This window comes from Kluyvera sp. 142486 (assembly GCF_046569695.1).
Taxonomy (GTDB): domain Bacteria; phylum Pseudomonadota; class Gammaproteobacteria; order Enterobacterales; family Enterobacteriaceae; genus Kluyvera.
The window spans coordinates 185,643-207,401 of the sequence record NZ_JBKHUI010000008.1 but is presented as its reverse complement, the minus strand read 5'-3'; the positions used below and the strand labels follow the sequence as shown (position 1 = coordinate 207,401).

Sequence of the window (21,759 nt, the reverse complement as noted above, 5' to 3'; positions counted from 1 at the left end):
CGGCCACATCTGGCCCTGAAGTACAAAACGCCCGATGACGTTCATCAGGCGTTTTATCGACAGAAAACTGTCAACCTATATCAGGACTAGTCAATCAACAAAACTTATTTGCTGGTATCCAGCTCGTCGAAGCCTTTCACCAGGTCATCGATGGCTTTCATTTGCTTCAGGAATGGTTCCAGCTTGTCCAGCGGCAGCGCGGATGGGCCGTCGCAGCGTGCGTTTTCCGGGTCCGGATGCGCTTCAATGAACAGACCTGCGATACCTACCGCCATACCGGCACGCGCCAGCTCGGTAACCTGAGCACGACGGCCGCCGCTTGCTGCGCCAAACGGGTCGCGGCACTGCAGGGAGTGGGTCACGTCGAAGATAACCGGGGAGTTGTTGGACGCTTTTTTCATCACGCCAAAGCCCAGCATATCCACTACCAGGTTGTCATAACCGAAGTTAGAACCACGGTCGCACAGGATAACCTTGTCGTTACCGCCTTCAATAAACTTGTCGACGATGTTACCCATCTGGCCTGGGCTCACGAACTGTGGTTTCTTCACGTTGATCACCGCGCCGGTTTTCGCCATCGCTTCCACCAGATCGGTCTGGCGAGCGAGGAACGCAGGCAGCTGGATCACGTCAACCACGTCGGCAACCGGCTGCGCCTGGCTTGCTTCATGAACGTCAGTGATGATTTTCACGCCGAAGGTCTGCTTCAGCTCCTGGAAAATCTTCATCCCCTCTTCCAGGCCTGGACCACGGTAAGAGTGAATGGATGAACGGTTGGCTTTATCAAATGAGGCTTTAAATACGTAAGGGATGCCCAGCTTCTGGGTCACGGTGACGTAGTGTTCGCAGATACGCATCGCCAGGTCGCGAGACTCCAGCACGTTCATGCCGCCGAAGAGAACAAACGGCAGGTCGTTTGCTACCTTGATATCACCAATGCTAACCACTTTTTCTTTCATAAGATCGCCTTGTTAGGGAATTTTCCGCGATTATAACCGCGTTTGCCGCTAATTAGTGAAGCGTAATTTGTTTATGCGAGATGTTATTAATCTGCGCGCGGATCATTTCGCTGATCGGGTCTTCCGGGCATTGCTCAACGAAATAATTCAAATCGTTCAGCGCGATATGCTCACATTCAAGCTGCGCATAGATAAGCCCGCGATCGCGAATTTCGTACGGATCTTCCGGATTAAACTGCAGCAGCGTCTGGCTGGCGCCCAGCGCAAGTTCCATCTGCCGCTCTTCCATCAGCGCCGACTTCAGCGTATCGAGCAGTTTGCGGATCACTTCAGCGTTATCCGCCTCATCAAGGTCTTCATTGAACAGCTCAGCCATTGGACCGATGTTGCCCTTCAGCCACACTTCCAGCGTGTGCTCATCCAGCGTGTCGCCGTTAAACGGGTTAATCAGCCACATCTCAGCATCGTCAACGTCGGCACGCAGCAACAGCTGGGTCGGGAAGATGACGGGCACGACGGGAATATCGAGGCTGTCGGCAATCCACAACATGATAGCGCCCAGCGCCACCGCGCTGCCGCGACGATTTTTCAGCACCTGATCCAGCCACAGCGCGTCGGACAGACGGTACTTGCCGGAGGAATCGCTGAAATTCCACTCATGATAGAAGAGCTCGATCAGGCGCTCCATCTGCCGCGTCAGCGTCCAGGATGGGCTAATCTCTTCGCGCGCGAGCGCCACCAGGCACTCGAGCTGCTCACGCACCACCTGCGACGGGAAATCATCACGAATGAATTCGGAAATCAGGATCATACCGTCGCAGAGCGGCGCTTTATTAAATTCAAAATCAGCCAGTGACTTCATACCCTACCCTAGCAGCGGAACTTTAGTGATGGCGAGTTTAACGATGATGCACAACACCACCAGCGCCAGCAGAAAGGCGACAAAACCGCTCTGCTGACTGCGCGGACGACGACGGCCCAGCGCGACAAACCCTAAAATTATGTAAATGATAACGCCAAACAGCTTCTCAGTCAGCCACGTCCCTTCTTCGGTAAACGGGAAATAGCGCGTCATCACCATCAGCGCCACGCCGCTCAGCAGCAGAACGCTGTCAACGGTATGTGGCAGTATGCGCACCCAACGCGCATCAAACAGCGCGCTCTGGTGGTGTTTCCACCAGAAACGCAGTGCGAAAAAACTTACCGAGACGATAGCCGAGGCGATATGTAAATAGAGTACCCACAAAAACAGGCTCATGCATGCGTCTCCATGTTTCCAGGCCATTGCGCCAGCGTCAGACGGTCGTTATCGCCGTAGTCGCGACAGGTTTGCGCCTGAAGGTATCCTGCATTTTCGAACAATGCGCGCACGGCGGCACCCTGCTTCCAGCCGTGTTCCAGCAGCATAAAGCCACCGGGTTCCAGCCACTCTCGCCCCTGGGTGATGATATGCGCCAGATCGGCCAGACCATGGTCACCGGCCACCAGCGCGGTTTTCGGCTCAAAGCGCACGTCACCCTGCGCCAGATGCTCATCCTGCTCATCGATATACGGTGGATTGCTGACAATCATGGCAAAACGCTGCTCGTCCAGCGCGCTAAACCAGTCGCTTTGCAGGATGGTGATGTTGGTGATACCCAGATGCTCGGCATTACGTTGGGCAAGCGCGACGGCGTCGGCGATATAATCCACGGCGATGAGCTGGCAGTCCGGGCGTTCGCTCGCCAGCGCCAGCGCTACCGCGCCGGTACCGGTGCCGAGATCCAGAATACGACACGCTGTGGAAGGCAGACGCGCCAGCGCCTGTTCGACCAGACATTCAGTGTCCGGGCGCGGAATAAGCGTAGCGGGAGAGACAAATAGCGGCAGCGACCAAAATTCGCGCGTTCCCACCAGATGGGCCACCGGCTCGCCGTTCGCGCGACGCGCCAGCAGTTGCGCCAGCATCTCCGCCTGAGCGGCGTCCAGTTCGGTTTCGTCAAACGCCAGGATATAGGTGCGCGCTTTTCCGGTCACATGCCCCAGCAGGATTTCCGCGTCACGGCGAGGGCTTTCACCACCCTGAAGCGCCGTTACGGCCTGCTGCAGCCATTGTCTATAGGTCATCATTCCTGCTCGGAGAGCGCCGCCAGTTGGTCGGCCTGGTATTCCTGAACGATTGGCTCGATCAGCATATCCAGCTTGCCTTCCATGGTTTCATCCAGACGGTAGAGCGTCAGGTTGATGCGGTGATCAGTCACGCGACCCTGCGGGAAGTTATAGGTACGGTTACGGTCGCTGCGGTCGCCGCTGCCCAGCAGGTTGCGGCGCTCGGAAGCTTCTGCCTGCTGACGACGGGCAATTTCTGCCGCGCGGATACGCGAACCCAGCACCGACATCGCTTTGGCTTTGTTTTTATGCTGAGAACGTTCGTCCTGACACTCCACCACGATACCGGTTGGCAAGTGGGTGATACGGATAGCGGAGTCGGTGGTGTTAACGTGCTGACCACCCGCGCCCGAGGAGCGGAATGTATCAATACGCAGGTCCGCCGGGTTGATATCCGGTAATTCGGCTTCCGGTACCTCTGGCAGCACGGCCACGGTACAGGCGGAGGTGTGGATACGCCCCTGAGATTCGGTGGCTGGCACGCGCTGTACGCGGTGGCCGCCGGACTCAAACTTCAGTCGACCATAAACGCCTTCGCCGCTGATTTTGGCGATCACTTCTTTAAAGCCGCCATGCTCGCCTTCGTTGGCGCTCATGATCTCCACGCGCCAGCGTCGTGATTCGGCGTAGCGGCTGTACATACGGAACAGGTCGCCGGCAAACAGCGCCGCTTCGTCACCGCCGGTACCGGCACGCACTTCAAGGAAAGCGTTGCGTTCATCGTCCGGGTCGCGAGGCAGCAGAAGCACCTGCAGCTGTTGCTCCAGTTCTTCTTCCTTAGCCTTGGCTTCCTGTAGCTCTTCCTGCGCCATTTCGCGCATTTCCGGATCGTCGAGCATCAGCTGGGCGGTTTCAATATCGTCCTGAACCTGACGCCAGTCGGTATAGCAGCGGGCCACGTCGCCCAGCTGTGCGTATTCGCGGGACAGCGCGCGGAAACGGTCCTGATCGGCAATAGTTGCTGCGTCTCCGAGCAGCGCCTGAACTTCTTCATGGCGCTCGTAGAGAGCTTCCAGTTTAGCAACAATAGAAGGCTTCATTGGCGTAAATGCACCTTGTTATAAATAGAGTTGTGCTACTCCAGCCCGAGGCTGTTGCGCAGAATATGCAGGCGTTCATCATCCCCGTCACGGGCGGCCTGCTGAAGAGATTTGGTTGGCGCGTGGATCAGGCGGTTGGTTAATTTCCGCGCCAGATCCTGCATGATGACCTGCGGGTCGCCGCCCTGCTCGAGCGCGGCGATCGCTTTAGCGGTGAGTTCTTCACGCGCTGTTTCAGCCTGGGAGCGATAATCACGGATGATTTCGCTGGCGCTTTGCGCGCGTAGCCAGGCCATAAATTCACTGGTTTCCTGCTCTACGATGGTTTCAGCCTGTACCGCGGCGGCTTTGCGCTGCGCGAGGTTATTCTGAATGATGTTTTGCAGGTCATCGACGCTGTAAAGATAGGCGTTGGCGAGTTTCCCCACCTCCGGCTCGACGTCGCGCGGTACGGCAATATCCACCAGCAGCATTGGCTGGTTGCGACGCGCTTTCAGCGCACGCTCCACCATCCCTTTACCGATAATCGGCAGCGGGCTGGCGGTAGAACTGATAATGATGTCGGCCTCTTTCAGCCTTTCATCCACGTCGCTCAGCGCGATCACTTCGGCCCCGACCTCATCGGCCAACACCTGTGCGCGTTCGCGGGTACGGTTGGCAATCACCATTTTTTTCACATGATGTTCGCGCAGATGGCGCGCCACCAGCTCGATGGTTTCACCGGCGCCGACCAGCAGCACGGTCACCGAAGAGAGTGATTCGAAAATCTGTCGCGCCAGGGTACAGGCCGCAAACGCCACCGACACCGCGCTGGCGCCGATATCCGTTTCCGTGCGCACGCGCTTGGCAACAGAGAAGGATTTCTGGAACATGCGTTCCAGCTCGCTGACGTGCAGATGCCCGCGGCTGGAGTCGGCAAACGCTTTTTTAACCTGCCCTAAGATTTGTGGTTCGCCCAGCACCAGCGAGTCGAGCCCGCTGGCTACGCGCATCAGATGGCTAACGGCGTCGTTATCCTGGTGCCAATAAAGACTCTGGCGCAGTTCTTCTTCATTCAGGCCGTGGTAATCGCACAGCCAGCGGATAATCGCTTCATGTTGATTATCCTGCTCCTCTACGCTGAGGTAGAGCTCGGTGCGGTTACAGGTCGACAGTACCACGCCTCCTTGCACCATTGGCTGAGCCAGCAGGCTCTCCAGCGCCTGGTCGAGCGTATCTGGCGAAAACGTTACACGTTCTCGCAGCGCTACCGGGGCTGTTTTGTGATTAATGCCAAGAGCTAAAAGGGTCATTGTGCGGGAGTAGTACCAGCGTTGATAAGGTTAGTCTGAGCGCATCATACAGGATGCGCGAGATCAATAAAAGGGACGCCCCCCTTTTGGAGTAATAGGCAGGCTGGGTTAATTTTATGATTTAAGACAACTTGAGCGTAGACGCTGCCCGCAGGCGACGCTAGCATTAAGCGTTATCACTGCAACGCACTTCAAGGATTGTCATGTCTGATTTCCGCCTGATTCGCCTGCTGCCGCTGGCAGCCCTGGTTCTTACCGCCTGTACGGTTACTGCGCCAACCGGTCCGGGCAAAAGCCCTACCGCCCCACAGTGGAAGCAGCACCAGCAGGACGTTCTGCATTTAAGCCAGTATCAGACCCGCGGTGCGTTTGCGTATCTGTCTGACCAACAAAAAGTTTATGCCCGTTTCTTCTGGCAGCAAACCGGCCAGGACAACTATCGCCTATTGCTGACCAACCCGCTTGGCAGCACCGAGCTTGAGCTGATTGGCAAACCGGGTTCAGCCCAGTTGACCGATAACAAAGGTCAGCACTATACCGCCGCCGACGGCGAAAAGATGATTGGCAAGCTGACCGGGATGCCAATTCCGCTGAACAGCCTGCGTCAGTGGATCCTCGGCCTGCCGGGCGATGCCACCGACTATAAACTTGACGACCAGTATCGTCTGAGCGAACTCAACTACACCCAGAACGGCAAAACCTGGAAAGTGGTGTACGGCGGTTACGACAGCAAAACCCAGCCGGCGCTGCCGTCCAACATGGAGCTGACCGAAGGCTCCCAGCGCATCAAGCTGAAGATGGATAACTGGATCGCTAAATGATGACCCGTTGGCCCTCTCCGGCAAAGTTGAACCTGTTTTTATACATCACCGGGCAGCGCGCTGACGGCTATCACACGCTGCAGACGCTGTTTCAGTTTCTCGACTACGGCGACACGCTGACCATTGTGCCGCGTCAGGATGGGCAACTGCGGTTACTTACCCCTGTGGACGGCGTACCAAACGAAGAGAACCTGATTATTCGCGCCGCGCGTCTGCTGATGAAAACCGCCGCTGACAGCCAGCGTCTGGCTGAAGGCAGCGGCGCGGACATCAGCATTGACAAGCGGTTGCCGATGGGCGGCGGCCTGGGTGGCGGTTCATCTAACGCCGCTACCGTACTGGTTGCGCTCAACCATCTGTGGCAATGCGGGCTCTCGGAAGATGAGCTGGCGGCCATTGGGTTGACGCTTGGTGCCGATGTGCCGGTGTTCGTGCGTGGTCATGCGGCGTTTGCCGAAGGGGTTGGCGAGGTGCTAACGCCGGTAGAAGTTGCGGAAAAATGGTATCTGGTGGCCCACCCGGGCGTCAGCATTCCGACCCCGGTTATCTTCCGCGATCCGGAGCTGCCACGAAACACCCCTGTCAGGTCAATAGAAACGTTATTAAATTGTGAATTCGGCAATGATTGCGAGGTTATCGCAAGAAAACGTTTTCGCGAGGTTGATGATGTGCTTTCCTGGCTGTTAGAATACGCGCCGTCGCGCCTGACTGGAACAGGAGCCTGTGTCTTTGCTGAATTCGACACGGAACTCGCTGCCCGCCAGGTGCTTGAGCAAGCCCCGGAATGGTTGCAAGGCTTTGTGGCGAAAGGTGTAAACCTCTCTCCATTGAAGCAAGCCCTGCTCTGAATCATTCGGTTTCCGTCAGTCATGCTGACGAAAGAAGAATGGTGATGAGTGACCCTGCCGGGCAAACTGAGCTCTGGTGACAACGTCACCCTGTTCCAGACGTTGCATCGCGCTCTTTAATACACCGCCTGGATGGAATCGCGCCTGGCCCGCACAGTTTTTGGCCCGTTCCATCCACCACTGGACGCATGCCTGAGGTTCTTCTCGTGCCTGATATGAAGCTTTTTGCTGGTAACGCCACCCCGGAACTAGCACAACGTATTGCCAACCGCCTGTACACTTCTCTCGGCGACGCCGCTGTAGGTCGCTTTAGCGACGGCGAAGTCAGCGTACAAATTAACGAAAACGTACGCGGTGGTGATATTTTCATCATCCAGTCCACTTGTGCCCCAACTAACGACAACCTGATGGAATTAGTCGTTATGGTAGATGCCCTGCGCCGTGCTTCCGCAGGCCGTATCACCGCCGTTATCCCTTACTTCGGTTATGCTCGCCAGGACCGTCGCGTTCGTTCTGCTCGTGTACCTATCACCGCTAAAGTTGTCGCTGACTTCCTGTCAAGCGTTGGCGTTGACCGCGTACTGACCGTAGACCTGCACGCTGAACAGATCCAGGGCTTCTTCGATGTTCCGGTTGATAACGTATTTGGTAGCCCAATCCTGCTCGAAGATATGCTGCAGCTGAACCTGGATAACCCAATTGTGGTTTCTCCAGACATCGGTGGCGTAGTCCGCGCTCGTGCTATTGCTAAACTGCTCAACGATACCGACATGGCTATCATCGACAAACGTCGCCCGCGTGCGAACGTTTCCCAGGTTATGCACATCATCGGTGACGTTGCCGGTCGTGACTGCGTACTGGTTGATGACATGATCGATACCGGTGGCACGCTTTGCAAAGCAGCTGAAGCGCTGAAAGAACGTGGTGCGAAACGCGTATTTGCTTACGCTACTCACCCGATCTTCTCCGGCAATGCGGTGAACAATCTGCGTAACTCCGTTATCGATGAAGTAGTCGTCTGCGATACCATCCCATTAAGTGATGAGATCAAAGCGCTGCCAAACGTTCGTACCCTGACTCTGTCCGGGATGCTGGCCGAAGCGATTCGTCGTATCAGCAACGAAGAATCCATCTCCGCCATGTTCGAACACTAATCGGATTTGGTTAAAAAACCCGCTGCGGCGGGTTTTTTTGTCTGTGTAGTTAATTTGTATGATTTATGCCAACTTCAGCTATCATTCACATGGTAGATGATGCGCTCATGGATGAAACACGACTGTGAATAAATTACTCTCCCCTCACGTTATGCCTTTCCGCGCGCTGATTGACGCCTGCTGGAAAGAGAAATATACCTCCGCGCGATTTATGCGCGACCTGATTGCCGGTATCACCGTCGGGATTATCGCGATTCCGCTGGCGATGGCGCTGGCGATCGGCAGCGGCGTGGCACCGCAGTACGGCCTGTATACCTCCGCCGTCGCGGGGATTGTTATCGCCCTGACCGGCGGCTCGCGCTTTAGCGTTTCCGGGCCAACGGCAGCCTTCGTGGTTATTCTCTACCCCGTTTCACAGCAGTTTGGCCTTGCTGGCCTGCTGGTGGCGACCCTGATGTCCGGGATATTCCTGATCCTCTTTGGCCTGGCCCGCTTTGGCCGCCTGATCGAATATATTCCGCTGTCGGTAACGCTCGGCTTCACCTCGGGGATTGGTATCACCATCGGGACCATGCAGATTAAAGACTTCCTTGGTCTGCAAATGACGCACGTTCCGGAACACTATTTACAGAAAGTGGGTGCGCTGGTGATGGCGCTGCCAACCATTAACGTTGGCGATGCGGCAATTGGCATTGTTACCCTCGGCACGCTGATCCTCTGGCCGCGCCTCGGCCTGCGTCTGCCGGGCCACCTGCCCGCGCTGATTGCCGGCTGCGTGGTAATGTTGATTGTGAACCTGCTCGGCGGTCACGTTGCCACCATTGGCTCCCAGTTCCACTACATCCTGGCTGACGGCTCTCAGGGTAACGGTATCCCACAACTGCTGCCGCAGTTTGTGCTGCCGTGGGACATGCCTGGGTCAACCTTTACCTTAAGCTGGGCCTCCATTCATGCTCTGCTGCCAGCGGCGTTTTCCATGGCGATGCTGGGAGCGATTGAATCCCTGCTCTGCGCGGTAGTGCTCGACGGCATGACCGGCACCAAACACAAAGCAAACAGCGAGCTGGTCGGTCAGGGTCTAGGCAATATCGTCGCACCGTTCTTTGGCGGCATTACCGCTACCGCGGCGATCGCGCGCTCGGCGGCGAACGTTCGTGCGGGCGCCACTTCACCGATTTCGGCGGTGATCCACGCCATTCTGGTGATTCTGGCGCTGCTGATTCTGGCCCCGGTGCTCTCCTGGCTGCCGCTATCGGCGATGGCCGCCCTGCTGCTGATGGTGGCGTGGAACATGAGCGAAGCGCACAAGGTGGTGTACCTGCTGCGTAAAGCGCCGAAGGACGACATCATCGTGATGCTGATCTGTATGTCGCTGACCGTGCTGTTTGATATGGTTATCGCCATCAGCGTTGGGATCGTGCTGGCCTCGCTGCTGTTTATGCGCCGTATTGCGCGCATGACGCGCCTCTCCGCCGTGAACGTGACCGTGCCGGACGATGTACTGGTGCTGCGCGTGATTGGCCCGCTGTTCTTTGCCGCCGCCGAAGGTCTGTTTAGCGATCTTGAAACGCGTATTGAAGGCAAACGTGTCGTGGTGCTGAAGTGGGATGCCGTGCCGGTGCTGGACGCCGGTGGCCTGGATGCTTTCCAGCGTTTCGTGAACAAGCTGCCTGAAGGCTGCGAGCTTCGCGTCTCCAACCTGGAGTTCCAGCCGCTGCGCACCATGGCGCGCGCCGGTATTCAGCCGATTCCTGGGCGTCTGGCATTCTTCCCGAATAAAGATGCTGCGCTGGCAGACATCCTCTAACCGTAGCCCGGCCAAGCGGAGCGCCGCCGGGAATAGCTCCGTAGCCTCCCCGGCGGCGCTTCGTGTGGCCGAGCTACCAGTTACAGATTACAGGCAAAAAAAATGGCTCCCAAGGGAGCCATTTTTATCGCAACGCGATCGCTTACGCTTTCAGCAGTTGCTCAGCGGTGTCTTTCACGCTAGCCAGCAGGACTTTAACGTCCTCCAGGCATACCGTTGGGTTCAGCAGCGTCAGCTTCAGGCAGGTTACGCCATCAGCTTCGGTCACACCCACGTTCGCGCTACCGGAAGCCAGCAGAACGTCACCAATACGTTGGTTCAGCAGAGCCACAAACGCGCTGTCGTTGTTTTCCGGACGGAAACGGAACAGCACGCTCGCCAGCTGCGGCTGCATCACCAGCTCCAGGTGCGGCTCGGAAGCAACAAACTCAGCAACCTGCTGCGCCAGCGTTACGCCGTTATCAATGATTTCGGCATACTGCTTTTTGCCCAGCGCTTCAAGGCCCATCCACAGCTTCAGCGCATCGAAACGACGCGTGGTCTGCAGAGACTTGGACACCAGGTTCGGCACGCCGTGCTCTTCGTCGAAATCAGAGTTCAGGTACGCCGCCTGATAACGCATCAGTTCATAATGACGCGCATCTTTCAGCAGGAACGCCCCGCAGCTGATGGTCTGGAAGAACTGCTTATGGAAGTCCAGGGTGACGGAGTCAGCCTGCTCAAGTCCATTAAGGAAATGACGATACTTCTCAGACAGCAGTAACGCCCCGCCCCACGCCGCATCGACGTGAACCCAGATCTGCTCTGCGGCTGCCAACGCGGTAATTTCCGTTAACGGGTCGATTGCGCCCGCGTCGGTAGTACCTGCCGTGGCAACAATCGCCATCACCTGTTCGCCGTTAGCTTTCGCCTGCGCCAGCTTCTCTTTCAGGTCATTGATGTCCATGCGAGAGAAAGCATCGGTTTTCACCAGCGTGACGGACTGATAGCCGTGGCCCATCAGCGCCATGTTTTTCTGCACGGAGAAGTGCGCGTTCTCAGAACAGAACACTTTCATCTTACGCAGATCGCCGGTAATACCGTCTTGCTGTACAGAGTGGCCCTGACGCGCATAGAACGCATCACGCGCCAGCATCAGGCCCATCAGATTGCTCTGGGTGCCGCCGCTGGTGAACACGCCTGCATCGCCTGCCGGGAAACCAACCTGCTCACGCAGCCATTCGATCAGTTTGATCTCAATAATGGTTGCGGACGGGCTCTGGTCCCAGGAGTCCATGCTCTGGTTGGTGGCGTTAATCAGCACTTCCGCCGCCTGGCTAATCACCAGGCTTGGGCAGTGCAGGTGCGCCACGCACTGTGCATGGTGAACGGACAGACTGTCTTTCAGAAAGTATTCAACCGCACGCTCAATGGCGGCCTGGTTGCCCAGGCCTTGAGACGTAAAGTTCAGGTTGATACGTTCACGCAGCTGTTCAACGGTTTTGCCCTGATACATCTCAGGCTGTTTTAACCATTCAACGACCGCTTTTGTACTCTGCTCGATAGCGTCCTGATAGGCAGCAATACTCTGCGCCGAGCCGGACAGAATCGGGTTTACGTCAGACATTCGATCCTACTCCGTTTAAACCGGCTTCACGCCAGCAGCATTCAGGGCGTTTTCAAATTTATCGAGGAAGATTTCCAGCTCATCGTTAGTGATCAGCAGGGATGGCAGCAGGCGCAGTACGCAACCGTTACGACCACCGCGTTCCAGGATCAGACCCGCCTGGAAGCACTTCTTCTGCAGCAGCGCTGATAGCTCGCCGTCAGCCGGGAAGCAGCCCATGTGATCCGGCGCTTCGTTAGGCTTAACGATTTCCAGACCGATCATCAGACCCAGACCGCGAACGTGACCGATAACCGGGTAACGTTTCTGCAGCTCAGCCAGTCTGCCTTTCAGCCACTCGCCCTGGGCGGCAACTTTGTCGGCAATCTTGTCGTCTTTGAGGATCTTCAGCGTGGTCAGGCCGGTCGCCATCGCCAGCTGGTTGCCGCGGAAGGTACCGGTGTGGTGGCCTGGAGCCCATGCGTCAAACTGCTTTTTAATACCCAGAACCGCCAGTGGCAGACCGCCGCCAACCGCTTTGGACATGACGATGATGTCTGGCTCAATACCGGCGTGTTCGAAGGCGAACAGTTTACCGGTACGCGCGAAACCAGCCTGAACCTCGTCGAGGATCAGCATGATGCCGTGTTCCTGAGTCACTTTACGGATGCGCTGCAGCCACTCGACCGGAGCCGGGTTCACGCCGCCTTCGCCCTGAACGGCTTCAAGGATCACCGCCGCAGGTTTACGCACGCCGCTTTCAACGTCGTTGATCAGGTTTTCGAAGTAGTAGGTCAGCGCTTTCACGCCCGCTTCGCCACCGATACCCAGCGGGCAACGGTACTCGTGCGGATATGGCATGAATTGCACTTCCGGCATCATGTTGCTGACGGCTTCTTTCGGTGACAGGTTACCGGTCACGGACAGTGCGCCGTGAGTCATACCGTGGTAACCGCCGGAGAAGCTGATTACGCCAGAACGACCGGTCGCTTTTTTCGCCAGTTTGATAGCCGCTTCTACAGCATCCGCGCCGGATGGCCCGGTGAACTGCAGGCAATATTCTTTACCCTCGCCCGGTAACAGGGAGAGTAAATAAGATGAAAATTCATCTTTTAATGGGGTCGTGAGATCAAGCGTATGTAACGGTAAGCCACTCGTGATGACACTTTGAATGCTTTGAAGTACATCAGGATGATTATGACCAAGCGCCAGGGTGCCGGCACCCGCCAGACAGTCAAGGTATTGATTATTTTCAACGTCAGTGATCCAAACGCCCTGTGCCTTGGCAATAGCCAGCGGCAGCTTACGTGGATAGCTTCTGACGTTAGATTCAAACTCAGCTTGTCTTGCTAAAAAGGTATCATTGCTCTGTGGTAATGAATTAGCACGTAAAGTATCAATACGGACTTTATCCGTCATCATATCACTCCTACAACCAGGTGTAGATTAACGCCTGATTGAATAAATGGTTATAAGGATTACCTGTAAAAAATCGCGGCTAATATATGTTGTTTTAGCTAAGGACTCAATCATTTATTTTACGCGGTTTTCAGGTGACATTTTTCACTTTAAAATCAAAAGGTAACAACATAAAACCAACAACATCTTGATGCTAAATTGTTACCAGTTATTTTAAAAAGCTTCAGAGGAATACAAATCCTGTGATGTAATCATAGCCACCCAATTGTTAAGGTTTTATTATTTTTTTACGTGTCTTTACCATAAATAAGGTTGAGGATTTCGAATAAAACCGGATTTTTCATTTATTTACTGCGATATAAATAAAAAAGTCGATCCCCAGGATTAAATCACTTACTATGGCGCGCTTATTTGCACCCCTGTAAATATAGACTAATGCAATGCGAAGCACCCGGTAACGTGTGACGGGCAGAACACGTTATCGACAACAGGATTACTCCTGGGTTGTCATCCAGAAATGTTCGCGGGCGGACATTTCGTAAGGAGAAGGAACCTTCCCTTATGCCGAGAATGAAAATTTTCTAGCCATATATTATGGCGCCCTGATATGAGAGTGTTATGACCCGCATTTACCCACAATTCATCGTTGCCAAGTTTGGCGGCACCAGCGTTGCTGACTTTGATGCGATGAACCGCAGCGCCAGCATTGTGCTTGCCGATCAAAATGTTCGTTTAGTTGTCCTGTCTGCTTCCGCAGGTGTTACCAACTTACTGGTTGAGCTTTCTGAAGGTCTGGAAAGTCATCAGCAGTTAGACAAGCTTGAGACCCTCCGGACCATTCAATACAACATTATCTCCCGTCTGAAGCAGCCTTCTGTGATCAGCAAGGAAATCGATAATCTCCTCGATAATATTAGCCGTCTGGCGCAAACGGCGATGGTTTCACCGTCTGATGCATTGAGCGACGAGCTGGTGAGTCACGGGGAATTGATGTCCAGCCTGCTGTTTACAGAAGTGATGCGTGAACGCGGCGTTGAGACCAGTTGGTTTGACGCCCGCAGCGTGATTCGCACCGACTCCACTCACGGCTGTGCTGAACCTCAGGTTAGCGCCGTGGCTGAGCTGGCAGAAACGCATCTGCGCCCGCGTATCGAACAAGAAATAATGATTACCCAGGGTTTTATCGGCCGTGACGCTAACGGTCGCACCACCACGCTGGGTCGTGGCGGCAGCGACTACACGGCTTCCCTGTTGGGCGAAGCGCTGCACGCAGGCCGCGTTGATATCTGGACTGATGTCGCCGGTATCTACACCACCGATCCTCGTATCGCGCCAAACGCGAAACGCATCGACAGCATTTCGTTCTCTGAAGCGAGCGACATGGCAGGCTACGGCGCGAAAGTGCTGCACCCGGCGACGCTGCTGCCAGCGATGCGTAAGAACATTCCGGTGTTTGTGGGCTCCAGTAAAGACACGGGCGCTGGCGGTACGCTGGTATGCTGCACGACGGATAACCCGCCGCGCTATCGTGCGGTTGCGGTACGCCGCAAGCAGACGCTGCTGCGCCTGCATCGTCTGGACGCTCAGCCATCGAACCGCTTCTTAGCGCAGATTTTCACGCTTCTGGCTCAGCACAACGTGGCAACGGATCTGGTGACGACATCAGAATCGACCATCGCGCTGGCGCTGGACTCGTCAAATGCGACGTCCGGTGAAGATCATACGCTGACCACCGCGCTGTTTACGGCCCTCTCCTCCCACTGCCGTGTGGAAGTAGAAACCGGGCTGGCGCTGGTAACGTTAGTGGGTAATCAACTGACCAAAGAGCTGGGCGTGTGTAACGACGTCTTCTCCCGTCTGGAAGAGCATGCGGTGCGGATGATTTGCCACGGCGCGTCTCATAACAACCTTTGCTTCCTGCTGCCAGGCGATGCAGCCGACAGCGCGATCAAAGCGTTGCACCATCGACTGTTCGAATAAGTTCGACTACCCTGAAAGCACAAAGTCCCGGCTTTCGGCCAGGACTTTGGAAGTTGTCTGTATGGCTCCCGCGGGAGCCATTGTCATATTTAGCTGTGACGGTGAGAGGTATTATCGTTGCGGCGACAGCGTTTGTCGTAGTGGCGTACCCACCAATATCTATCGCTCACCTGCTCGTGCCCACCGACACGTGCGCCAACCAGCCAGAGAAGTGCGCCGACAAAGATGCTTAACACCGCACCATGCGCAAAAAACTGAGGTAGGTTAAGCTGCGGCATCTGGTTTAAAATAGAATAACCAACGCCGCCGATCATGACGACCAGACCTAACCCCATGAGCACATTACCGAGTAACGAAGCGTTTTTGCGTTTCATAGTGTCACCTCCGTAGATTGGCTTTGGGTTTAGGGATATATCCCTATTCCTAGTGTGTAAAGTATAGACAACACCACCAGGGATAAGTGCGCTAGCGATCACAAATAAGAACATCTCATCAACAAATCTTTACATTTAAGTGACTGAAATACTTTTCAATCAGCATTATTCCGGTGGTGAATTATTCAAGTTTTACCGCTCAGGGCGCTTATTTTTGTCAAGCGCGCCCTCTCGACGTAAACTAGCGGCCGGAAAGATTGCCCACTCAGGAATAACAACGTGACGATTAAACTGATTGTCGGCCTGGCGAACCCCGGTGCAGAGTACGCGGGAACGCGTCATAACGCAGGCGCCTGGTACGTCGATTTGCTGGCAGAGCGTTTTCGCGCACCGCTGCGTGAAGAGAGTAAATTTTTTGGCTATACCTCGCGCATTAATTTAGCCGGGGAAGATGTTCGCCTGCTGGTGCCGACCACCTTTATGAACCTCAGCGGTAAAGCCGTTGCGGCGCTGGCGACCTTCTATCGTATTAATCCAGATGAAATTCTGGTGGCGCATGACGAGCTAGATCTCCCGCCTGGCGTGGCGAAGTTCAAGCTTGGCGGCGGGCACGGTGGCCACAATGGCCTGAAGGACATCATCAGCAAACTGGGTAATAACCCTAATTTTCACCGCTTACGCATCGGAATTGGTCATCCGGGCGATAAAAGCAAAGTTGTTGGCTTTGTATTAGGTAAGCCGCAGGCAGCCGAACAGAAGCTGATTGACGATGCCGTAGACGAAGCGGCGCGCTGTACCGAGATCTGGCTGAAAGACGGGCTGACTAAAGCGACTAACCGCCTGCACGCCTTTAAAGCGCAATAAGTATTCACCGGTACGCTAAAGTATTCAGGTTGCCGCCATCGCAGCAGGATGAAGTACGGTTTTTTTCCTGTATGACGTGTATAATAGGCAAAGTTATTAACTTTTCTACAATCTGTTTTCTATAACAGGTTGAATATCAAAAGATTAAGGTGATTTAAACATGGGATTCAAATGCGGTATCGTTGGTTTGCCAAACGTAGGCAAATCCACCCTGTTCAACGCGCTCACCAAAGCGGGTATTGAAGCGGCGAACTTCCCGTTCTGTACTATCGAGCCGAACACAGGCGTTGTTCCGATGCCCGATCCGCGTCTGGACCAGTTGGCGGAAATCGTTAAACCTCAGCGCATCCTGCCAACCACCATGGAATTCGTTGATATCGCGGGCCTGGTAAAAGGCGCTTCCAAAGGTGAAGGCCTGGGTAACCAGTTCCTGACCAACATCCGTGAAACCGAAGCTATCGGTCACGTTGTTCGTTGCTTCGAGAACGACAACATCATCCACGTGAACAACAAAGTGGACCCGGCTGACGACATCGACGTTATCAACACCGAACTGGCGCTGTCTGACCTCGATACCTGCGAACGTGCCCTGCACCGCGTGCAGAAAAAAGCCAAAGGCGGCGATAAAGACGCTAAAGCTGAACAGGCTGCGCTGGAAAAATGTCTGCCACAGCTGGAAAACGCGGGCATGCTGCGCGCGCTGAAAACGCTGACCGACGAAGACAAAGCGGCCATCAAATACCTGAGCTTCCTGACTCTGAAGCCAACCATGTATATCGCCAACGTCAACGAAGACGGTTTTGAAAACAACCCATACCTCGACAAAGTGCGTGAAATCGCCGCTGCCGAAGGTTCCGTGGTTGTTGCCGTTTGCGCGGCCGTTGAAGCGGATATCGCTGAACTCGACGATGCTGACCGTGAAGAATTCATGGCAGAAATGGGCCTGGAAGAGCCGGGTCTGAACCGCGTTATCCGCGCCGGTTACGAACTGCTGAACCTGCAAACCTACTTCACCGCTGGCGTGAAAGAAGTCCGTGCATGGACCATCCCAGTTGGCGCAACTGCACCGCAGGCTGCAGGTAAAATCCACACCGACTTCGAAAAAGGCTTTATCCGCGCGCAGACTATCGCGTTTGAAGACTTTATTACCTATAAAGGTGAGCAAGGCGCGAAAGAAGCCGGCAAGATGCGCGCTGAAGGGAAAGATTACATCGTTAAAGATGGCGATGTGATGAACTTCTTGTTCAACGTCTAAATAAAATTTGTTGTCTCGTGAGGTTTTGTTGAATCTCATGAAGATCAATAACCCCTATAAAATCCACGCGCTTGCGTGGATTTTAGTTTTCGACATAAAGGGATTAGCTGGGCCTAATTATATCTGCTCCGGTTCATCTTTGTGTGAAGAACAATGTCAAAGCCAAGAACCGTTCACTGTTGGACGGTAATCCCCCCGGGTGAACGAACGCAGCCAACGCGGAGGCAGCTCGAAGGATAACGTATATATAAACAATTGTGCTCACGAATAATGCATACACATCTACCGGTGGTGTGCGTAACAAAGAAAAGACTTGTCTATCCTGCCGTCTTCACAAATTGCATTTTTGCAGCGAGGACCTTTTCCATAGTTAGTTTTAGCCACGCACTTAGTCGGCAAAGTACCACCATACTTATTTTGGATATTACTGATGATATTTGGGTTTGTGTGAACGACATTCAGTAATCCAGCTGCAATCCCTTTCAATTTTTGAACCTCTGGCAAATGTGCGGAAAGATATTTAAAACCGGGTATCTCCAACACGGTCTGTTGTAAAAACGCTATAACTGCTGGCATGTCGTATTCTTTACCGGAAAGAAATTGAGCCTGTGCGGCTTGGTTGCCAATGATTAAAGATAATACTGGATCCAGAAGTGTTACTTGTGGCAAGCCGAACATCGACGCCGCGACGGTCAAAAGACCAATTTCTGCACGATTTGCAGCAATACGCGTGCCGCCTTCTTCAGTAAATAGAAAGTCTCCACCTCGTCCAAGTAAATCAACTATCGCCTCGGCTGCAAGTCCGCGAAGGAGATGCGGTGAAAGAGCAAAAGCAGGAAGAAGAGGAAACGCACTCCACAAAGCGGCACCAATTGCCAATTTTGCCGGAATGTGTAACACATCCCAAACCTCCAAGGCGTTTCCATAATTCACAAGACCGTTATTTTCTGTTTGAATAACATAGGGTTCGCCATTTTTATAACGCCATTGACGAATGTGCCTTGAGTAGGGAATCCAACTACCTTCACCACCTTGCACCCACCAGGCGCAATTCAAGCCTGTAGGAATATGATCCTCTGTTGCCATTACTTCATTCAACTCAGGAGTCCAGCCATAACGTATGATATTGGCAAAATACCGGGGCCATTCCCAAGGCCATCGGCCATAAACAGGTTGCACTCGATAAGTAATTGTTTTTCCTGCCTCAATAAGGTTTAGAACACTGTCTTCAACTTGATTCAGGTGACTGGCGGATGATGGGTTGTTTGTTGATTGAGTGAGAGGAGTAAGGTTTTTCCATTCATCTCCAGGCCCACCCAATTTTCCTCGAAGCAGGTGCCCGGCAACATAGTAAGATTGACCTCCTGGGTTTCGACGCATCAGCAATGATTTGTATGAAGCGTTATTCGCCTTCAGGATATTAGAATCCGTTTTGCTTCCACTAGGTTGGTTAAATGAGTTCAAACCATTTACTTGCATAAATGTTCCAAATTCTCGCCCAGTGAGCGGTCCCCATAAAGGTAAGGCTTTATGACTGCTGTCCTTAACGTTTCCACGAATCATTCCTGCAATACGGTAGCCCAACCCGATACCTATGTCGCTTAGATTGTTACCGATGAGTTTACGCCCTGCCAACTTGAACCAGTCTCCTGGCGAGGCGAAATAGCCGATTTGCAAATTATCAGGATCGTCTCCTTGTACTCTGATTGCACTCAGTTCGAAATCTGATTCCGCTACTTCCAATATCTTTTTCAGTTGTTCAGGATCAGGATCGCTTTCAGATATTTGTTGAGTAACCCATTTGTGCGCGGCTAGCTTTCTATCTTTAGCTGAAAAGTTCTCATCTTTACTTGCATACGTATCTTCCGCAGAGTCAGACAAATCACCATGACTTTCTTCTTTCTGAATAGCATGCTGCTGTTGATTAGAAATGTTGTACTGGAATTGAACTGGCTGCTCTGTGTATGAGCGATTGTTAATCACGATCTCTTGCAGTTTTCGCTGAGCAACCGCTTCAGATCGATTATCCACAAGCCCAATACCTTGTTTTATATTATTTTTCTTCTGAACAACCGTTCCACTTTTATTCTTCTTCGGCTTGTCTACTTGTGCATACATATCTCAAACCTTTTGTTTTCTGTGATTGCTATAGATTTTCTTCATTGCTTATAACATCCAGATCACCGTCAAGTGGCCTTTATTTTGGCTATCTTTTTATCAGTAGATGACGCTTTAACTCCCACATGCCCCAGACTCATATTACTAACAGTATAACCACCGTTCTGATTCAAAATAGTAAGAGTCTATCCCAGTAAGCGTAATTGGCGTAGTCAGTTTGGACACGGACAGCGTGGAAAAACCAGATCGTACACGGAGTACGTGAGGATTTTGAGCACTGCCCTGTGCCCAAATAACAAGTGAAATAACCTAATGGGATAGGTTCTAAATCGTTCTTAGTGCCCGAAACGGGGGCCTCGACTTAATTGCAGTCGTTTTTTTGACCACGTTTTCAACGCCATTAATCGATACACCGGCATCTGCAGCTTGTTTCTACAGAACGTCATTTCAGGTTGTAAAACCCTCAACAAATGCGTTATAGCTATAAAAACCCGTTTGGACCTCATTACTATTCTTAATCAGGAACATCCCATGCTAGATCTATGCTTAGATTACTTAAAAGAAAGGATGAACCAATCCGTTAAAAATGTTTTTGATTTATCTGACGATCTGGTGATTGTCTCCCCACCAACTGACCTCGATGGCTCAAAGTCGCCTAAAATACAAAACAAGATCCTGATTTTTATTAGCAATATTGAGAAAGATTCATTTTCAAAAAGCTACCGACAAGATTTCAATCATACTAGTAATAGAACATCCATATCATCACCGCCACTTTTTATCACCATGACGGTAACCGTGGCGGCAAACTTTAGTACCAACCATTACTCCGACGGGTTAAGGGTACTTTCCCATTTCCTGGCATTTTTCAACCGTCATAACAGTTTCAATCGACAAAACTCTCCTGACCTGCCAAAAAACATTGAGCAACTTAACATGGAACTGGACTCCATTCCGGGGGAGCAGCTTAATCACCTGTGGGGAATATTCGGTTCGCACTACCTGCCCTCTTGTACTTATCGCATAAGAGCGCTGATTCCGGATAGCGAATCTATTCTCACACAAGTGGGCAACATCCATTTGTCAGATACCACCATGGCCAAAAGGGATAATTAAATGGCGGACTATCAATCAATCTTAGCCATCAGCGTTTTGCATGAGTATTACAATGCGAGTAGCGATGGTTTAGCTCCTATTGAGCTCACTCCCGACCACAAAACCGCATATTTACTCAGGCAGTACGGCATACTGCTGAAATCAACGCGAGGGTTCACACAGCTGATTGTCGATACTGAACGGTTTACCACTTTAGCTGAACTGACAGCGGAATTAACCTTGCGGTTCTATCTGCTAAGCACCGTTCCCGGCATCCGCAACATCACAAAAATGCCCGACATGTTTGATATAGCGGTGTTAAACGCAGAATTTAACGATGCCGCCGATCTCAATATCACCGCAGAACATTGGGTTGATGCACATCAGTTGGTTGCCACTGGCACCGATAGTGGCGCTCTCATTCATAACAAAAACTTTATCGGTGTACTGACTATTTCACTTCCACAATCTCACTGTACCTTAGAGAAAAAATCTCTCGCAGTACAATTTAACGCCACCTCGGTTTTTTGGAAATATTATATATTCTCGGTAGGCAGTAAAAAAAATCTGAACATCTCCAACGCGTTTACCGAGCAAGAACCTGAACAGGTCGCCAATAAAACGGCAAGAATATTTCTATCTAACAATCCCATACCCTTAAGAAAAACTTATGCAGAGCACTTCTCGCTGTTGGATGTTAATAACATGATGATTAAATCCCTACCCTTGCCTGTGCCAGATAATATTTCAACCTCGATGATCGAAGGGCAGAAAAAATTTGTCGCGCATATCTACGTTAACTGAAAAAACGATGACACATACTTCTCTTATATCAATCAGATGCGTACGTCATCATGAAAAAGTATTGAATAACCTCCGTTTACGTAGTTATGGGTATAAATCATGAAATTTTTAACCCACTCCAATAAAAAAAGGAATAGTTATCTGCCGATTTTCGATCAAAACAAGGCGCTAAACGTAGGTGTCAGGCGGGTGATTC

General features: G+C 52.7%; 19 protein-coding genes. 9 read left to right on the top strand and 10 right to left on the bottom strand.

The window, feature by feature from the left end; genetic code table 11:
* Positions 1–104: 104 nt before the first annotated feature.
* Genes kdsA through hemA form a run of 6 tightly spaced genes read right to left on the bottom strand, consistent with a single transcriptional unit; the run spans position 105 to position 5,439 of the window.
* Positions 105–959: a 3-deoxy-8-phosphooctulonate synthase gene (kdsA, locus tag ACLGE8_RS11425; RefSeq protein ID WP_035891549.1), complete on the bottom strand. Its 855-nt coding sequence runs from the start codon at positions 957–959 to the stop codon at positions 105–107.
* Positions 960–1,011: 52 nt separating this feature from the next.
* Positions 1,012–1,821: an invasion regulator SirB1 gene (gene sirB1, locus ACLGE8_RS11420; RefSeq protein WP_410998558.1), complete on the bottom strand. Its 810-nt coding sequence runs from the start codon at positions 1,819–1,821 to the stop codon at positions 1,012–1,014.
* A gap of 3 nt (positions 1,822–1,824) precedes the next feature.
* On the bottom strand, positions 1,825–2,217 hold the full coding sequence (gene sirB2 / locus ACLGE8_RS11415) for an invasion regulator SirB2 (RefSeq protein ID WP_333494843.1): 393 nt from the start codon (positions 2,215–2,217) through the stop codon (positions 1,825–1,827).
* A complete protein-coding gene (prmC, locus tag ACLGE8_RS11410) occupies positions 2,214–3,065 on the bottom strand; it encodes a peptide chain release factor N(5)-glutamine methyltransferase (RefSeq protein ID WP_410998573.1) in 852 nt (283 codons plus the stop codon). Before prmC ends, sirB2 begins: the two co-directional genes overlap by 4 nt.
* The gene (gene prfA / locus ACLGE8_RS11405; protein ID WP_410998556.1) at positions 3,065–4,147 is read right to left on the bottom strand and encodes a peptide chain release factor 1; all 1,083 of its coding nucleotides are present in this window, start codon (positions 4,145–4,147) and stop codon (positions 3,065–3,067) included. Before prfA ends, prmC begins: the two co-directional genes overlap by 1 nt.
* 35 nt (positions 4,148–4,182) lie before the next feature.
* Positions 4,183–5,439, bottom strand: coding sequence for a glutamyl-tRNA reductase (hemA, locus tag ACLGE8_RS11400; RefSeq protein ID WP_123652483.1), 1,257 nt, complete (start codon positions 5,437–5,439; stop codon positions 4,183–4,185).
* 197 nt (positions 5,440–5,636) lie between these two features.
* Between hemA and lolB the strand changes: the two genes are divergently transcribed.
* The 4 genes from lolB (at position 5,637) to dauA (ending at position 10,069) form a co-directional block, all read left to right on the top strand.
* The gene (gene lolB / locus ACLGE8_RS11395; protein WP_410998571.1) at positions 5,637–6,260 is read left to right on the top strand and encodes a lipoprotein insertase outer membrane protein LolB; all 624 of its coding nucleotides are present in this window, start codon (positions 5,637–5,639) and stop codon (positions 6,258–6,260) included.
* Positions 6,260–7,108, top strand: coding sequence for a 4-(cytidine 5'-diphospho)-2-C-methyl-D-erythritol kinase (ispE, locus tag ACLGE8_RS11390; protein WP_410998569.1), 849 nt, complete (start codon positions 6,260–6,262; stop codon positions 7,106–7,108). The genes lolB and ispE overlap by 1 nt, the downstream gene beginning before the upstream one ends.
* Before the next feature lie 206 nt (positions 7,109–7,314).
* On the top strand, positions 7,315–8,262 hold the full coding sequence (gene prs, locus ACLGE8_RS11385) for a ribose-phosphate diphosphokinase (protein ID WP_003856663.1): 948 nt from the start codon (positions 7,315–7,317) through the stop codon (positions 8,260–8,262).
* A 124-nt stretch (positions 8,263–8,386) separates the two neighbouring features.
* Positions 8,387–10,069, top strand: a complete 1,683-nt coding sequence (dauA, locus tag ACLGE8_RS11380) for a C4-dicarboxylic acid transporter DauA (RefSeq protein ID WP_410998553.1) — start codon at positions 8,387–8,389, stop codon at positions 10,067–10,069.
* A gap of 142 nt (positions 10,070–10,211) precedes the next feature.
* Here the strand turns inward: dauA and ACLGE8_RS11375 are convergent, their stop codons facing one another.
* Entirely contained in the window at positions 10,212–11,675 is a 1,464-nt protein-coding gene (locus ACLGE8_RS11375; RefSeq protein WP_035891569.1) for a pyridoxal phosphate-dependent decarboxylase family protein, read from the bottom strand.
* A 15-nt stretch (positions 11,676–11,690) separates the two neighbouring features.
* Complete coding sequence (locus ACLGE8_RS11370; protein ID WP_410998551.1) at positions 11,691–13,076, bottom strand: diaminobutyrate--2-oxoglutarate transaminase; 1,386 nt, start codon at positions 13,074–13,076, stop codon at positions 11,691–11,693.
* Positions 13,077–13,691: 615 nt separating this feature from the next.
* Here ACLGE8_RS11370 and lysC point away from each other — a divergent pair.
* Positions 13,692–15,053 (top strand): lysine-sensitive aspartokinase 3, encoded by a 1,362-nt coding sequence (lysC, locus tag ACLGE8_RS11365; RefSeq protein WP_410998549.1) that lies wholly within the window; start codon positions 13,692–13,694, stop codon positions 15,051–15,053.
* An 89-nt stretch (positions 15,054–15,142) separates the two neighbouring features.
* On the opposite strand, the gene ychH is transcribed toward lysC, so the two are convergent.
* Positions 15,143–15,427, bottom strand: a complete 285-nt coding sequence (ychH, locus tag ACLGE8_RS11360; RefSeq protein ID WP_185669702.1) for a stress-induced protein YchH — start codon at positions 15,425–15,427, stop codon at positions 15,143–15,145.
* Positions 15,428–15,706: 279 nt separating this feature from the next.
* Here ychH and pth point away from each other — a divergent pair, with 279 nt between their 5' ends.
* Positions 15,707–16,291 (top strand): aminoacyl-tRNA hydrolase, encoded by a 585-nt coding sequence (gene pth, locus ACLGE8_RS11355; RefSeq protein ID WP_106926653.1) that lies wholly within the window; start codon positions 15,707–15,709, stop codon positions 16,289–16,291.
* Between the two features lie 160 nt (positions 16,292–16,451).
* Entirely contained in the window at positions 16,452–17,546 is a 1,095-nt protein-coding gene (ychF, locus tag ACLGE8_RS11350; RefSeq protein ID WP_106926651.1) for a redox-regulated ATPase YchF, read from the top strand.
* A gap of 282 nt (positions 17,547–17,828) precedes the next feature.
* Here the strand turns inward: ychF and ACLGE8_RS11345 are convergent, their stop codons facing one another.
* On the bottom strand, positions 17,829–19,664 hold the full coding sequence (locus ACLGE8_RS11345; RefSeq protein WP_410998546.1) for a DNA/RNA non-specific endonuclease: 1,836 nt from the start codon (positions 19,662–19,664) through the stop codon (positions 17,829–17,831).
* A 531-nt stretch (positions 19,665–20,195) separates the two neighbouring features.
* Between ACLGE8_RS11345 and ACLGE8_RS11340 the strand changes: the two genes are divergently transcribed.
* The gene (locus ACLGE8_RS11340) at positions 20,196–20,780 is read left to right on the top strand and encodes a DUF4255 domain-containing protein (protein WP_410998544.1); all 585 of its coding nucleotides are present in this window, start codon (positions 20,196–20,198) and stop codon (positions 20,778–20,780) included.
* Positions 20,781–21,563 (top strand): hypothetical protein, encoded by a 783-nt coding sequence (locus tag ACLGE8_RS11335; RefSeq protein ID WP_410998543.1) that lies wholly within the window; start codon positions 20,781–20,783, stop codon positions 21,561–21,563. It abuts the gene before it with no gap.
* Positions 21,564–21,759 lie beyond the last annotated feature (196 nt).